The following is a 13,569-nucleotide window of genomic DNA, read 5'->3' as shown; positions in this document are numbered from 1 at the left end:
GCAATCTGCGTCTATTTCGGACGCGCACACGCTGGCAAAGTGCGGCGCAGACAGTTTCGACCTCTTCCGATGTTCCGCCGACGTGTAGCGGGCCAATCGATAGCGATTTCTAAGCCTAATCTTTTAACGACCACTCAATGGCATTTGGGTTCAGGGTATCAACCGTCAGATGCAGCGCGGTCATCGCGCTTCGTCGGGCCCGGAGACGAGGTATGGCAGTCGTGCTCGTTACCTGCACAGGCACCTCACTGGCTCTTGCAGGGCCGGCCGACACTGGTTCCAGTCGCAGTGTTAGGTTTGAACGCAACGTCTGGCAGCAACTGACGGACTGGCTCGCCGGCCCATCAGCGCCCCCGGTTCAATTCGGCGCGGCCTGCGCGTCCATTGCGCAGTTGCCTGTCATTCCCGCCGCCCTTGCCGGACCGGTCGCTGGCCCGATGCCTGTACTGACCAATACTTGCGAATCGCTGGCCGACACGCGTGCCGATGCCACCGGCACCGCTGTTGCGATGGCCAACTCGGGGCCGAACGTTGTGACGCTGCTTAGGGAACTGCGGTGGCAAATCCGCGGCCACGCGGCGGCAGAACGAGGCAGCTTTCTGGCCTCTGACGCAGTCGACGGTACCGCGTCGCAGGTCGACCGCGCGCAGCAGTCGACGGAACCGCCAGCGATGTCGCCCCCTGATTGCTCACCGGGTGGGGGTTGTGAAACGCGAGCGGTCATGCCCGCGGCCGGCACCGACACACTCGCCCCGGTGCATCCTTTAGCGAGTATTGCCACGCAACGTACCTCAGTATGGACCATATTGGGCTTTGTATTGTGGCCGATGCTGGTGGTGGTCGTGGCCTTTGTTGTCGGTTGGGCGCTAAAAAGGTGGTTTCGCTACGACAAGTCCCTGCTGCGCGCAGCGCGTGCAGGGTTGCGTCGTGGCCGGTTCCATGTTGAATATCAACCTGTCGTTGGCGTGCGGCGGGCCAGGTGTGTCGGCGTCGAAGCATTACTGCGATGGGACAACGAGAAATATGGCGCGCTGGGCCCGGCCCACTACATGGAGTTCATTGAGAGCAGTAGCCTGATTGGGCCAATGACGCGATTCGTCCTGTCGCGTGCCGCTCAGGATCTGCGGGAAATCGCCGCACCGAAATCGCTCTACCTGGGCGTTACCGCTCCCGCTTCTTACCTGGTAAGTTCCGCGTTCATCGGGGACCTGGGTGACATTGGCTCCCTCGGTCTTCCACCGCTGATACTGAAGATCGGAGCAGGTAGCGCGAGGAAGTTCAGAAAACGTCTCATCCCGATGATGGCGCAGGCGCGTGACAAAGGAGTGCGTTTTGCGCTGTCGGGCGTGCGTCCCACTGACGTCGGATTTGAACTGCCGGCAGACATGACCTTTGAGATGGTGAAGATCGACAGGGAGGTGCTGGGAATGGATCCCGATGAGCGCTCCAGAAAGATCAGTGCGTTGACAAGCATGGGCCATGAGATGGGCGCCGTGGTCGTGGTCGAAGGAATTGAGAACGCGGCGCATCACAACGTCGCGCGGGCAAGCCGGGCCGAATTCGGTCAAGGTTTCTTCTATAGCCGTGCACTCGGTGCCAGCCAGCTGAAAGCATTTCTCCAGACCGCCAATGCCCCTTCCTCAAAGCCGGCGGGAGCTGCAACCGTGCTCGGCTGGCGAGTCCGAAGTTTCTAAATGAGGCGTTTCGCCCGCAACCGGAGCAACCCGGTTACCTCTGGTTAATTAGCATGACATATTAATGAAGCGCTATCTCCAACTGGCGGCCGAGTTCGAAAACCTGATTGTTAACGGTACGCTTGAGCTCGGCGTTCGGCTCCCGTCGGTGCGCCAGGCGAGCAGTTCGTACCGGGTCAGCCCTTCAACGGTTTTCCAGGCTTACTACACTCTCGAACGACGAGGCCTGATCGTAGCAAAACCTCGGTCGGGTTATTTCGTCGCAAGTCGGCCTGCGCTAACGAAATCGCGAGCGCTTGCTTCAAAGCGCAGTATTGACGAGGCCGATGGCGACAGCCTCATTCTCCGCTTCATGAAGGCTCAACGGCGATGCGCGCATCCGGGGCTTGGCTCTTCGGAGCCAAGTGCCCAGCTGTTCCCGTTTGGCCGGATCTCGCGCTCGTTGACTGCGGCAACCCGCAGGATGGCGAGTTCCCAGAATGCCTTGTCGGCGGGAAAGGCGGAAGCAGATCTGCGTCGCCAGATCGCCCTGCGCTACATCGTCACAGGTGTTACCGTCCCAATCGATGAGGTTGTAGTGACGAGCGGCGCGCGTGATGCACTGACACTTTGTCTGCAGGTTCTGACGCGGCCTGGCGACATCATCGCAATAGAACGGCCGGCTTTCCACGCTGTGCAGGACGCGATTCAGCGCCTGCATCTGAAGGCCGTGGAAATCCCTGTCGATCCACACCGTGGACTCGACCTCGGCGCGTTAGCGGAGGCGTTGCGGCAGCATCCGGTACGGGCTTGCTGGTTCATGACGACGCTACACCAGCCTACTGGCGCCACACTTTCCGATGAGCGAAAGGAGGCGCTCGTAAGGTTGCTGGCAAAACATGGCGTGCCGCTAATCGAGGACGATGTATTCCGCGAACTGCATTTTGGCTTGACCCCAGCGTATCCGGCAAAGCGCTTCGATTCTAACGGCCTCGTGCTGCACTGCAGTTCGTTTTCGAAGAGCCTGGCGCCAGGACTGCGCCTCGGTTGGGTAGCGGCGGGGCGATACGCCGCGAGAATTGAACACGCGCGTTGGCTGACGATGGCCCCAGCGTCTGTGCCCGTGCAATGCGCAATTGCTGACTACCTTGAGCATGGGGACTACGACCGGCTTCTACGCAAACTGCGTCGCGAACTGGCGTCCCTTCAGACCCGGATGGTGGCCGCGGTCGTCAAGTACTTCCCCAAAGGGACATTAGTGGTCCGGCCGCCGGGCGGATTCTTTCTATGGGTGGAACTTCCAGAAGGAGTCGAGGCAGTGCAGTTGTTTGAGATGGCGGAAGCGCACGAAATCGCGATTGCCCCTGGTGCAATCTTTTCATGCAGCCGCGAATTTCGCCGTCACATCCGGCTTAACTATGGTCGCCCGTGGACCCCGGACGTTGAAAAGGAGATGCACACGTTGGGCATGCTGGCGAGGCGAGCAATGGCTGAGCAAGGGACAGCCCAGCATACTGGGCGCGAAGGCGCGGAATGAATAGCATCGAGGAGCCATGATGGAAGGCGGTGCCAGCTGGAGCGGTAAGCGTGCCGGGCCGCCTGCGATCCGCGTCTGGCAGCAGCCGTGTTGACGGCCATCTGCGGGCACTCCAGCAGATCGCCGTAGTGACGAGCACCGCAGCACCTGCTGGACCACTTGAATCAGGACGACGGGCGGCGAACCATCGAGGTCCGCTCATGTGGCAGCGGGGGCGTTCATATCCGGCCCAATCGACACTTGACGCAGTTCGTCAGCGATGATCGAGATCAACGCGTCAGCCGCCGCACTCAGCGGCCGGCGCGGGTGGCTCACACAGACGATATGGCGCACGATGCGCGGCGCGAGGATCGGATAGGCGCGCAACGTGCCTTGCCGCACGGCACGTTCGACGGCGATGCGCGGCAGGATCGTGGCAAAACGCGTGCTCTCCACGAGCTTGACGATGGTGGAGAGCACATCGATTTCGAAGCGCGGCGCAAGCAGGATGTCTTCATGCTGCGCGGCTGTATCGAGCACGCCGCGCAGACCATGACGTTTGGTCGGCAACACGAGCTCCAGTTCGGGCAACTGCGCCAGTTCGATCGCGTGCGGCAGATCGGGGCCGTGGGTGGCGCTGGTGACCAGCACCATTTCCTCATCGAGAAGCGGCTGCGCGTCGAGCGACAGCCGCGAGCGTGGCTTGTTGATCAGCGCAGCGTCGAGCTGGCCGCCCGCCACCCAATCGATGAAAGTGGCGCTATAACCGTCCGCCACGGTCACTTCGACGTGCGGATAACGCGTATGAAAGCGCGACAGCGAATCCGCGAGGACGCTCTCCGTCACCGAGGCGATCAGCCCAATCGCAACGTGACCGGTCACAACTTCGTCGCGCTGCACGAGTTGCTGCCGGGCATGGGCGAGATCGCGCACGATCGGCAGGAACAGGCGGTACATCAGCCGCCCCGCCGCGGTCGGGGCCATGCCGTGCGCACCGCGTTCGAAGAGTTGCTGGTGCAGTTCGTCTTCGAGCCTGGCAATCTGCATGCTCAATGCGGGCTGCACGATGTTCAGGCGCTTTGCAGCACGCGTGACGGAACCGTCTTCGAACAGCGCGATGAAATACTGGATTTGCTTGAGGTCCATAGCGATCTGAATGGGACATCAACCCGGGTGCGTCAATCCGGGGACCATCAACGTAGCTAATGAGCTCCGTCCACATTATCAGGTCTGTGCCGAAAAGCGCACCAATGGATGTTCCGGATGGTGCCGCTCCAGCCTGCCTGACACGGAAGTTCTATGGATATCGTTTTGTAAGCCGGGTGTCATTGGGGCTAACACGGATATCAGCATCGGTGATTAAAAACATCAAAAAACAGTATTAGAACTTATACAGCGATCTCGCTACGCTTCATTGCATATCTCGCAGCGACCGTTCCCCGGCGCATAGCGAGGCATTGATGGAGACGTAGATGAACACACGCGATGCCGTCACGAACGGCACCTCTTCCTTGCCGTGGGCCCCGCAATCCGGTGTGCTGACGTTGCGCGACTGGCTCGCGCATCTCGCAAGAACGGATCGTCTGGCGACGATCGACAAGCCCGTCGCGCTCGAACATGAACTCGCCGCCATTGCCAAACGTCTCGACGGCGAGCAGGCCGCGTTCTTCACGAAGCCGGCTGGCCATGACATTCCGATCGTGAGCGGCTTCATGTCAAAGCGCGCCTGGATTGCTGAAGCCATGGGCGTGGCGGAGTCTCAACTGCTGACGCGATTTCGCGAAGCGGCCGGGCAGCCGATTGCGTCGCAAGTCTTGCCGCGCGACGCTGCGCCGTGCCAGCAGGTGGTGCTGACGAAGGACATCGATCTGCGCGCGTTGCTCCCCATTCCCACGCACAGCGAACATGACAACGGCCCCTATATCACGGCGGGTCTCGTGATCGCGCGCAATCCGCGCACCGGCGTGCAGAACGTGTCGATCAACCGCATCCAGGTGCATGGCCCGGACCGCATGGCGATTCTGCTGCTGCCGCGCCATTTGTACGCGTTTCAAAAGGCCGCGGAAGAAGCGGGCGATGCGCTCGACGTGGCAGTCGCCATTGGCGTCGACCCGCTGACTATGCTCGCTTCGCAAGCAATTACTCCGATCGATCACGACGAGCTGGAAATCGCTGGCGCGCTGCACGGCATGCCGTTGCCGGTCGTCCAATGCGTGACGAACGGCGTGCATGTGCCCGCGTTTGCAGAGATCGTGATCGAGGGCCGCATTCTGCCCAACGTGCGTGAGCCGGAAGGTCCGTTTGGCGAATTTCCTAAGTACTACAGCGCACAGGAAGCGCGTGAGGTGATCGAAGTCACTGCGCTCACGCATCGCGAGAAGCCGATTTTTCATACGATTGTGCCGGCGGAAATGGAGCATCTGCTGCTCGGCGCGATTCCGCGTGAGGCGACGCTGCTCGCTCACCTGCAGCGCAGCCATCCGGGCGTGAAGGACGTGCACCTTTCGGTAGGCGGCGTGTGCCGCTATCACCTGTGGATCCAGTTCGACAAGAAGCGGGAAGGCGAGGCGAAGAATGTGATCCTCTGCGCGTTCGGCGCGCATTACGACATCAAGCAGGTGGTGGTCGTCGATACCGATGTGGACCTGCACGATCCGGCGGAAATCGAATGGGCATTGGCGACGCGTTTTCAGGCGGATCGCGATCTGGTGGTGATCGAGGGCGCACAAGGCTCGCCGCTCGATCCGTCCACCACGGTCGGCCAGCCCGAGGATGCGCCGCTTCATCTGCAAGGCGTGAGCGCGAAGATGGGGCTCGACGCCACGCGGCCGGTCGTGTATCCGGCGCACGTGTTCACCCGCGTGCGGATTCCCGGCGAGGACAAGGTCGATCTCGATGCGCTGGTTGCGGCGGACAACGCCAGCTTCGCTGCTTATCTGGGTGCTGACGTGGGCAAGCACCATGACTGAGCGTCAGCGCGAGCGCATTGTCGTTGGCCTCTCCGGGGCCAGCGGCGCGGTCATCGGCGTGCGCTTGCTCGCCGCGCTGCGCCGGCTGGGCACGCATGAGACCCATCTGATCGTGTCGGCCTCGGGCGCGGTGACGGCCGCGCAGGAGTTAGGTTTCAGCCGTAGCGACCTCGACGGCATGGCCGACGTGGTCCATAACGTGCGCGATATTGGCGCCTCGGTTGCGAGCGGTTCGTTCCTCACCTCCGGCATGGTGATTGCACCGTGTTCGATGAAAACGCTCGCGAGCGTCGCGAACGGTTTCGCCGACAACCTGCTGACGCGTGCCGCCGATGTCATGCTCAAGGAACGCCGCCGCCTCGTGCTGGTGGCGCGGGAAACGCCGTTGAACCTGGCCCATCTGCGCAACATGACACTCGCCACCGAGATGGGCGCGATCGTGATGCCGCCGGTCCCGGCGTTCTACGCGCATCCGCAGACTATCGATGATGTGGTCGATCACACGGTGGGGCGGATTCTGGATCTGTTCCGCATCGAGCATCGTGAGATCGCACACCGCTGGAGCGGTCTCGCCGACGAATTTGCAGGCCGCGATGAGGGCACAGACCGATGAACCAGCGCGATACGGCGTTCGCCGAAATCAAGCCGCGGACTCCGGCCGAAGCGAAAGAAGCGGCTCCGGGCGCAGCACCCCGGCGGCATGTCGGCCGCCCGATGCAGCGCCTCGAGGACCCTGCGATCCTGACAGGCCGCGGCCGTTATGGCGACGACATCGGCGTGAAGCCTGGCACCCTCCATGCCGCGATCTTGCGTTCACCGCATGCGCATGCCGAACTTGCTGCAATCCGCACCGAAGACGCATTGAAGCACCCGGGCGTGCGAGCTGTGCTGACCCGCGATGATCTGCGCGCATGGTCGCGGCCGTTCGTCGTCGGCGTGAAGTCGCCCATGGAGCAATGGTCGCTGGCGATGGACCGCGTGCGTTACGTCGGCGAACCGGTGGCCGTCGTGCTGGCGGAATCGCGTGCGCTGGCGGAAGACGCACTCGACCTGATCAGGGTCGACTACACGCTGCTCGATCCGGTGACGTCAATCGAACAGGCGGCCAGCGACGGCGCTCCCATTCTGCACGAGCGCGTCGGGACCAATGTGATCAGCGATCGCCACTTCCGCTATGGCGACCCCGAGGCCGCGTTCGAGAAGGCGCCGCACCGGGTGAAGCTGGAGGCGCATTATCCACGCAACAGTTGCGCGCCGATTGAATGCGGTGTGGTGATTGCCGAGTTCCTGTCGGGCGACGAAGGCTACGACGTCACATCGAATTTCATGGGACCGTTCTCACTGCACGCGGTCATGGCGATGGCGCTGAACGTGCCGGCGAACCGGCTGCGTCACAAGGCGCCGCGCGACTCGGGCGGCAGCTTCGGCGTGAAGCAGGCGGTGTTTCCCTATGTAGTCCTGATGTGCCTCGCCTCGCGCAAGGCCGGCGCGCCGGTGAAGTGGGTCGAGGACCGGCTCGAACATCTGAGCGCGGCCACCTCGGCGACGGCGCGCTTTTCGACACTGGAAGCCGCCGTGGAAAATGACGGCAGGATCATCGCGCTCGCCTACGACCAGCTTGAAGACTGCGGCGCCTATCTGCGCGCGCCGGAACCCGCGACGTTCTACCGGATGCACGGTTGCCTGACCGGCGCCTACGCGATCCCGAACCTGCTGGTGCGCAATCGTGTCGTGCTAACCAACAAGACACCTACGGGGCTCGTGCGCGGCTTCGGCGGCCCCCAGGTGTATTTTGCGCTGGAGCGGTTGATACAACGGATTGCGCTCACGTTGAAACTCGATGTGCTGGAGGTCTACCGGCGCAATTTTGTCGCGGCGGATGCGTTCCCTTATCGCGCTGCAGCCGGTGCGCTGCTCGACTCGGGCAACTATCAGGAGGCGCTACGTCGCGCGTTGTCGGAGGGCGGCTACGACGAGCTCGTTGCGCGCCGTGAAACAGCCCGCAAGGAGGGCCGCCTTTACGGCATCGGCTTTGCGGCGATCGTCGAGCCGTCGGTATCGAACATGGGATACATCACCACAGTGATGCCCGCTGAGGCCCGCAAGAAGGCAGGGCCGAAGAGCGGCGCGATTGCGAGCGCGACGGTGAGCGTCGATCTGCTTGGCGGTGTGGTGGTCACCGTGGCGTCCACGCCGGCCGGGCAAGGGCATATGACGGTCTGCGCGCAGGTTGTCGCGGACGTGCTCGGCATCGAGCCGCAAGACATCGTTGTCAACGTCGAGTTCGATACGTACAAGGACGCCTGGTCGGTTGCAGCAGGCAATTATTCGAGCCGTTTTGCGGGCGCGGTGGCCGGTACGGTTCATCTTGCTGCCGTGAGGGTGCGCGACAAGCTGGCGCGGATCGTCGCCAACCAGTACGGCTGCACGACCGATGAAGTGTGTTTCGAAGGCGGACGTATCTATGTGAAAGGCGCCGAAGACAAGGCGATGCCGTTCGGCCGTGTCGCCAGCAATGCGCCGCATTGGGCGCCCGCTCTATTGCCGGAAGGCGAGGAGCCGGGACTGCGCGAAACCGTGTTCTGGACGCCGGAAAACATGGACGCGCCCGACGAAAACGATCGCATCAATACTTCGGCAGCTTATGGTTTTGCCTTTGATTTGTGCGGCGTCGAAATCGATAGCGCCACCGGCCGGATTCGCATCGACCGTTACGTGACGGCGCACGACGCCGGCAAGCTGCTCAACCCCGCGCTCGCCGACGGCCAGATTCGCGGGGCGTTCGCTCAAGGGCTGGGCGCGGCGCTGATGGAGGAGTTTCGTTATGGTGCAGACGGCAGCTTCCAGTCGGGCACGCTCGCCGATTATCTGATGCCAACCACCTGCGAGGTGCCAGATCCGGTCATCGTGCATCTGGAAACGCCGTCGCCGTTCACGCCGCTTGGCGCGAAAGGGCTCGGCGAAGGCAACAACATGAGCACGCCGCCGTGCATTGCCAACGCGGTAGCCGATGCGCTCGGTGTGGAGGACATCCGTTTGCCGCTGACGCCATCGAAAGTGATGGCGTTGATCGGCATCGACGATCCCGAACCGTCGCGACCGGAGCTCCGCGAGGCGCCTGCCACGAAACCGGCCGTGCCGGGTGGCGGCAAGGCGCTGACCGCGCAGGGCACGGTAGATCTACCCGCCACGCCCGAGGCAATCTTCGCGGTGCTGATGGATCCGAACGCGCTCGCCAAAGTGATCCCGGGCTGTCATGCGCTGGAGTCGACGGGCACCAACCAGTACCGCGCGGATGTCACTGTTGGGGTGGGCATGATCAAGGCACGCTTCGAGGCGCAAATCGGGTTATCGGATTTCGATCCGCCGCATCGGCTGACACTGGCCGGCGCGGGAATCTCGCCGCTAGGCAGCGCACGCGGCAACGGCCTGATCGAACTGACGGCGACCGAGCAAGGCACGCGGCTTTCGTACGACTACGAAGCGCAGGTGTCGGGGAAGGTCGCAGCGGTCGGCGGCCGCATGCTCGAGGGCGCGGCGAAGGTCGTGTTGCGCCAATTGTTCGAATCGCTTGGGCGTCAGGCGTCGGGCAAGCCTCCGAAAATGAGCGGATCGTGGCTGTCGCGCCTGTTGGCGATCTTCAGGAGGACGACATGAAACCGGCGCCATTCGATTATCTGCGCGCCATGACGACGCAGGATGCGCTCGATGCGCTGGCCGAGACCGGTGAGGACGCGCGCGTCCTTGCAGGCGGCCAGTCGCTGATGGCCGTGCTCAACATGCGGCTCGCGCAACCGCGTCTCCTGATCGACATTTCGCGCACCGAGGAACTGAACACGGTACGCGTCGACAACGAGGCGGGCTATCTGGTGGTGGGCGCGGCGGCGACTCAGGGCAGCGTCGAGTGGCGCGAGTGGCTGGTGAACGAAACGCCCTTGCTGATGATGGCCTTCCCGTACATCTCGCATTTTCAGATTCGCAACCGCGGCACGGTCTGCGGCTCGATTGCGCACGCCGATCCGAGCGCGGAATTGCCGCTGGTGCTCACTGCGCTGGGCGGCGAGGTGGTGCTGCGCTCGAAGAAGAAAAAGCGCGTGCTGGCCGCCAAGGATTTCTTTCAGGGCATGTTGATGACGGCGCGCGCGCCGGACGAACTGGTCGAAGCGGTCCGCTTTCCGCTTAAAAAACCGGGCGAACGCTATGGCTTTACGGAGTTCTCGGCACGGCACGGCGACTTCGCCATGGTGGCCTGCGCAGCAGTCGTGACGCCTGACTCCATCAGCCTCGCGGTGGGCGGCGTGGCGGACCGGCCGGTCGTCGAACGCTGGCCGCACCTGCAGGGCGATGATCTGCGCGGCGCATTGAACGATTTGAGCTGGAAGCTGGGCGCGCAGGACGACGCGCATATCAGCGCGAAATACCGGCGGCATCTGGTCCGGCAACTCGGATGGCGCGTGATCGAGGAGGCGAAGTGAGCAAGGCATCAAGCAATACCATGCGGCAGGGCGAAACGCAGCGCGTCGCGCTGACACTCAATGGCCGCGTACGCAGCGGTCTGTGCGAGACGCGCGACCTGCTATCGGATTTCATCCGCCACGAACTGGGTGCGACCGGCACTCACGTCGGCTGCGAACATGGGGTGTGCGGGGCGTGTACGGTACATATCGATGGTGTCGCAGCGCGTTCGTGCCTGATGCTGGCCGTGCAGGTGCAAGGGCGGCGTGTCGATACCGTGGAGGGCCTCGCGCCCGACCAGACGCTCGGCGATCTGCAGCAGGCCTTCCAGCGGCATCACGCGTTACAGTGCGGGTTTTGCACGGCGGGCATTCTGATGTCGTGCGCGGACTATCTGCAACGTGTGCCGGATCCGACTGAGGAACAGGTGCGCGAGATGCTCTCAGGCCATTTGTGCCGCTGTACGGGCTATACGCCGATCGTCGCGGCCGTGCTGGACGTAGCTGCGCGCCGCGCGCAGCGCAACGAAAGTCCGGAGGCCGTCCATGCTTGATCTCGGCCGCACGTTTCTGCAATGCGTTGAACGCAGTCCGAATGCGCTGGCGCTCGTGGATGGCGAACTGGAGCTAACGTACGCAGCGTGGCATCGCGTCATTCTCAACGTGGCCGACGGTCTGCGCGAATTCGGTCTCGCACGCGGTGATCGTTTGCTGGCGGTGCTGCAAAACCGCTGGGAAATGGCGACGCTGCACTGGGCCTGCCAGTTCGCGGGCATCGTCATCGTGCCGCTGAACTGGCGTGCCAAGCCCGAAGAACTTGATTACTGCGTGACCGACGCGGGCGTCAAGGCTATCGTCTACGAGCCGGTATGCGCCGATGCGGTGAGCCAGAGTCCCGCCGCGCAGAGGCTGCCGCGCATCGGACTCGACGAGGTGCCCGGCTGCACGGCCACATTCGACGCGCTGCTCGTCGAGCGCGCACATACCGGCGAAGCGGTCCATGCCACCGCCGATGACTACTCGCTGATCCTCTATACCTCCGGCACGACCGGCAAGGCAAAAGGCGTGCCGCGCCGCCACCGGCATGAGCGTGCCGCAGCGCTTGCGCACGTTGCGCAGAACCTCTATCGGCATGGCGAACGTACGCTCGGCGTGATGCCGCTTTACCACACGATGGGCGTGCGCTCGCTGCTGGCGATGGCGCTGGTCGACGGCCTGTTCGTCTGCGTGCGCCGCTGGAACGCGCGGCTCGCGCTCGACTCGATCGCCGCTTACCGGCTCTCGTGCCTGTATCTCGTACCGACGCTTTATCACGATCTGCTTGCCGATCCAGGCTTCGCCAGCACCGGCACATCCACGGTGACCAAGCTCGGCTTCGCCGGCGCGCCGATGAGCGACGGCCTGCTCAAGCGTCTGCAGCAGGCGTTCAAGCCCGAGCTGTTCGTCAATCACTACGGCTCGTCGGAGGTGTACACGTTCAGCATCGAACAGGACGCCACCAGGAAACCGGGCTGCGCGGGACGCGCCGGTATCAACACGCGCTTGCGGGTCGTGAAACTCGACGCACGCTCGCCGGACCAGCTCGCGCGAGTCCACGAAGAAGGCCAGATCGTCGCGGACCTGCTCGGCGACGAAGCCTTTGAGGGCTATTGGAACCGCCCCGACGCCAACGCGAAGTCGCTCCACGACGGTTGGTATTTCACCGGTGACACCGGCTATTTCGACGCCGACGGCGAGCTGTTCGTCACGGGCCGCGTCGACGACATGATCATCAGCGGCGGCGAAAATATTTCGCCGGTCGATATCGAGTCGGTGCTGTCGCTGCATCCGGCCGTCGACGAAGTCGCCGTGACCGGCATCAAGGACGAACGCTGGGGTCAGCGTGTGGTGGCTTTCATCAAGCGCCGCGAATACGTCGACGCGCAAACGCTCGACGCCTACTGCCGAACCTCTGATCTGGTTAATTTCAAACGGCCGCGCGACTACGTGTTTGTCGACGACATTCCGAAGTCGCCGGTAGGCAAGATTCTGCGCCGCAAGCTCTCTGCCGGCGAGTACGTGCTCGACGACCGCGAGCCCGTTGCACAACCTGTTCATACCACCAAGGAGTATCCGAAATGACTGACTTGACCCATCGCGGCCAGACGCTGCTTCAGGAGCTCGATGGCTTCTCGATCGAGATCGATGCCGCACGCGAGCGCGCCGACATCATCCTGCATCGCCCGCCGTTCAACGTCATTTCAATGCATGCCCGCGACCAGTTGCGCGCCGCGTTCGAAGCGCTCGATGAAGACGAGCGCGTGCGGGTGATCGTTGTACGCGCCATTGGCGAACACTTCTCTAGTGGCGGCGATATCAAGGGCTTTCTCGAAGCATCGCCGGAACATGTGTCGAAATTGGCATGGAATATCGCAGCGCCTGCCCGGTGCTCGAAACCTGTGATCGCAGCGAACCGCGGTTTCTGCTTTGGAGTGGGCTTCGAATTGTCGCTGGCGTGCGATTTCCGTATCGCCACGGATACGACGTTCTACGCGTTGCCGGAGCAGAAGCTCGGCCAGATTCCGGGCTCGGGCGGCTCCGCGCGTCTGCAGCAGATGGTCGGCATTGGCCGCACCAAAGACATCGTGATGCGCTCGCGTCGCATTCCCGGCAAGCAAGCTTACGAGTGGGGTATCGCCGTGGAGTGCGTGCCCGATGCACAACTCGAAGCGGCAACCGACGCACTCGTCGATGAGTTGCGCGCTTTCTCGCCGCTGGCACAACGTACCGCGAAGAAGCTCCTGAACGACACCGAAGACGCGCCGCTGTCCATCGCAATCGAACTGGAAGGGCATTGCTATAGCCGTCTGCGCACCTCCGACGATTTCCGCGAGGGCGTTGAAGCGTTTCATGGCAAGCGCAAGCCGGTGTTTCGCGGAAGCTAAGGACCGCGATAAAAAAAGACATAGCGGAGGAGC

Annotated in this window: 10 protein-coding genes; 9 read left to right on the top strand and 1 reads right to left on the bottom strand. The window is 62.9% G+C overall.

The window, feature by feature from the left end; translation table 11 throughout:
* Positions 1-212 precede the first annotated feature (212 nt).
* Positions 213-1,694, top strand: coding sequence for an EAL domain-containing protein (locus P3T17_RS22655; RefSeq protein ID WP_429408973.1), 1,482 nt, complete (start codon positions 213-215; stop codon positions 1,692-1,694).
* A gap of 64 nt (positions 1,695-1,758) precedes the next feature.
* Positions 1,759-3,210, top strand: coding sequence for a PLP-dependent aminotransferase family protein (locus P3T17_RS22650; RefSeq protein ID WP_429408972.1), 1,452 nt, complete (start codon positions 1,759-1,761; stop codon positions 3,208-3,210).
* 198 nt (positions 3,211-3,408) lie between these two features.
* On the opposite strand, the gene P3T17_RS22645 is transcribed toward P3T17_RS22650, so the two are convergent.
* Positions 3,409-4,335, bottom strand: coding sequence for a LysR family transcriptional regulator (locus tag P3T17_RS22645; protein WP_429287960.1), 927 nt, complete (start codon positions 4,333-4,335; stop codon positions 3,409-3,411).
* A gap of 326 nt (positions 4,336-4,661) precedes the next feature.
* Here P3T17_RS22645 and P3T17_RS22640 point away from each other — a divergent pair, with 326 nt between their 5' ends.
* The 7 genes from P3T17_RS22640 to P3T17_RS22610 are packed head-to-tail and all read left to right on the top strand — an operon-like array spanning position 4,662 to position 13,536.
* Positions 4,662-6,158: a UbiD family decarboxylase gene (locus P3T17_RS22640; RefSeq protein ID WP_429408970.1), complete on the top strand. Its 1,497-nt coding sequence runs from the start codon at positions 4,662-4,664 to the stop codon at positions 6,156-6,158.
* The gene (locus P3T17_RS22635; RefSeq protein ID WP_429408969.1) at positions 6,151-6,771 is read left to right on the top strand and encodes a UbiX family flavin prenyltransferase; all 621 of its coding nucleotides are present in this window, start codon (positions 6,151-6,153) and stop codon (positions 6,769-6,771) included. The genes P3T17_RS22640 and P3T17_RS22635 overlap by 8 nt, the downstream gene beginning before the upstream one ends.
* The gene (locus P3T17_RS22630; RefSeq protein WP_429408967.1) at positions 6,768-9,815 is read left to right on the top strand and encodes a xanthine dehydrogenase family protein molybdopterin-binding subunit; all 3,048 of its coding nucleotides are present in this window, start codon (positions 6,768-6,770) and stop codon (positions 9,813-9,815) included. Before P3T17_RS22635 ends, P3T17_RS22630 begins: the two co-directional genes overlap by 4 nt.
* On the top strand, positions 9,812-10,633 hold the full coding sequence (locus tag P3T17_RS22625) for an FAD binding domain-containing protein (RefSeq protein WP_429408966.1): 822 nt from the start codon (positions 9,812-9,814) through the stop codon (positions 10,631-10,633). The genes P3T17_RS22630 and P3T17_RS22625 overlap by 4 nt, the downstream gene beginning before the upstream one ends.
* Positions 10,630-11,166 carry a (2Fe-2S)-binding protein gene (locus P3T17_RS22620; RefSeq protein ID WP_429408965.1) on the top strand — a complete coding sequence of 179 codons (537 nt, stop codon included), beginning with the start codon at positions 10,630-10,632 and terminating at the stop codon, positions 11,164-11,166. Before P3T17_RS22625 ends, P3T17_RS22620 begins: the two co-directional genes overlap by 4 nt.
* Positions 11,159-12,733, top strand: coding sequence for an AMP-binding protein (locus P3T17_RS22615; RefSeq protein WP_429408964.1), 1,575 nt, complete (start codon positions 11,159-11,161; stop codon positions 12,731-12,733). Before P3T17_RS22620 ends, P3T17_RS22615 begins: the two co-directional genes overlap by 8 nt.
* Positions 12,730-13,536 (top strand): enoyl-CoA hydratase/isomerase family protein, encoded by an 807-nt coding sequence (locus P3T17_RS22610; protein WP_429408963.1) that lies wholly within the window; start codon positions 12,730-12,732, stop codon positions 13,534-13,536. Before P3T17_RS22615 ends, P3T17_RS22610 begins: the two co-directional genes overlap by 4 nt.
* Positions 13,537-13,569: the final 33 nt, after the last annotated feature.

This window comes from Paraburkholderia sp. GAS82, from assembly GCF_050436285.1.
In the GTDB taxonomy this organism is placed as follows: domain Bacteria; phylum Pseudomonadota; class Gammaproteobacteria; order Burkholderiales; family Burkholderiaceae; genus Paraburkholderia; species Paraburkholderia phenazinium_B.
The sequence above is the reverse complement of the archived record's forward strand: the minus strand, read 5'-3'. Positions and strand labels throughout refer to the sequence as shown.

What these genes read in the sequence shown, in the direction of transcription:
- P3T17_RS22635 (WP_429408969.1), top strand. Translation starts at nt 6,151, where the DNA reads ATGACTGAGCGTCAGCGCGAGCGCATTGTCGTTGGCCTCTCCGGGGCC.
- P3T17_RS22650 (WP_429408972.1), top strand. Translation starts at nt 1,759, where the DNA reads ATGAAGCGCTATCTCCAACTGGCGGCCGAGTTCGAAAACCTGATTGTT.
- P3T17_RS22610 (WP_429408963.1), top strand. Translation starts at nt 12,730, where the DNA reads ATGACTGACTTGACCCATCGCGGCCAGACGCTGCTTCAGGAGCTCGAT.
- P3T17_RS22645 (WP_429287960.1), bottom strand. Translation starts at nt 4,335, where the DNA reads ATGGACCTCAAGCAAATCCAGTATTTCATCGCGCTGTTCGAAGACGGT.
- P3T17_RS22625 (WP_429408966.1), top strand. Translation starts at nt 9,812, where the DNA reads ATGAAACCGGCGCCATTCGATTATCTGCGCGCCATGACGACGCAGGAT.
- P3T17_RS22655 (WP_429408973.1), top strand. Translation starts at nt 213, where the DNA reads ATGGCAGTCGTGCTCGTTACCTGCACAGGCACCTCACTGGCTCTTGCA.
- P3T17_RS22630 (WP_429408967.1), top strand. Translation starts at nt 6,768, where the DNA reads ATGAACCAGCGCGATACGGCGTTCGCCGAAATCAAGCCGCGGACTCCG.
- P3T17_RS22640 (WP_429408970.1), top strand. Translation starts at nt 4,662, where the DNA reads ATGAACACACGCGATGCCGTCACGAACGGCACCTCTTCCTTGCCGTGG.
- P3T17_RS22615 (WP_429408964.1), top strand. Translation starts at nt 11,159, where the DNA reads ATGCTTGATCTCGGCCGCACGTTTCTGCAATGCGTTGAACGCAGTCCG.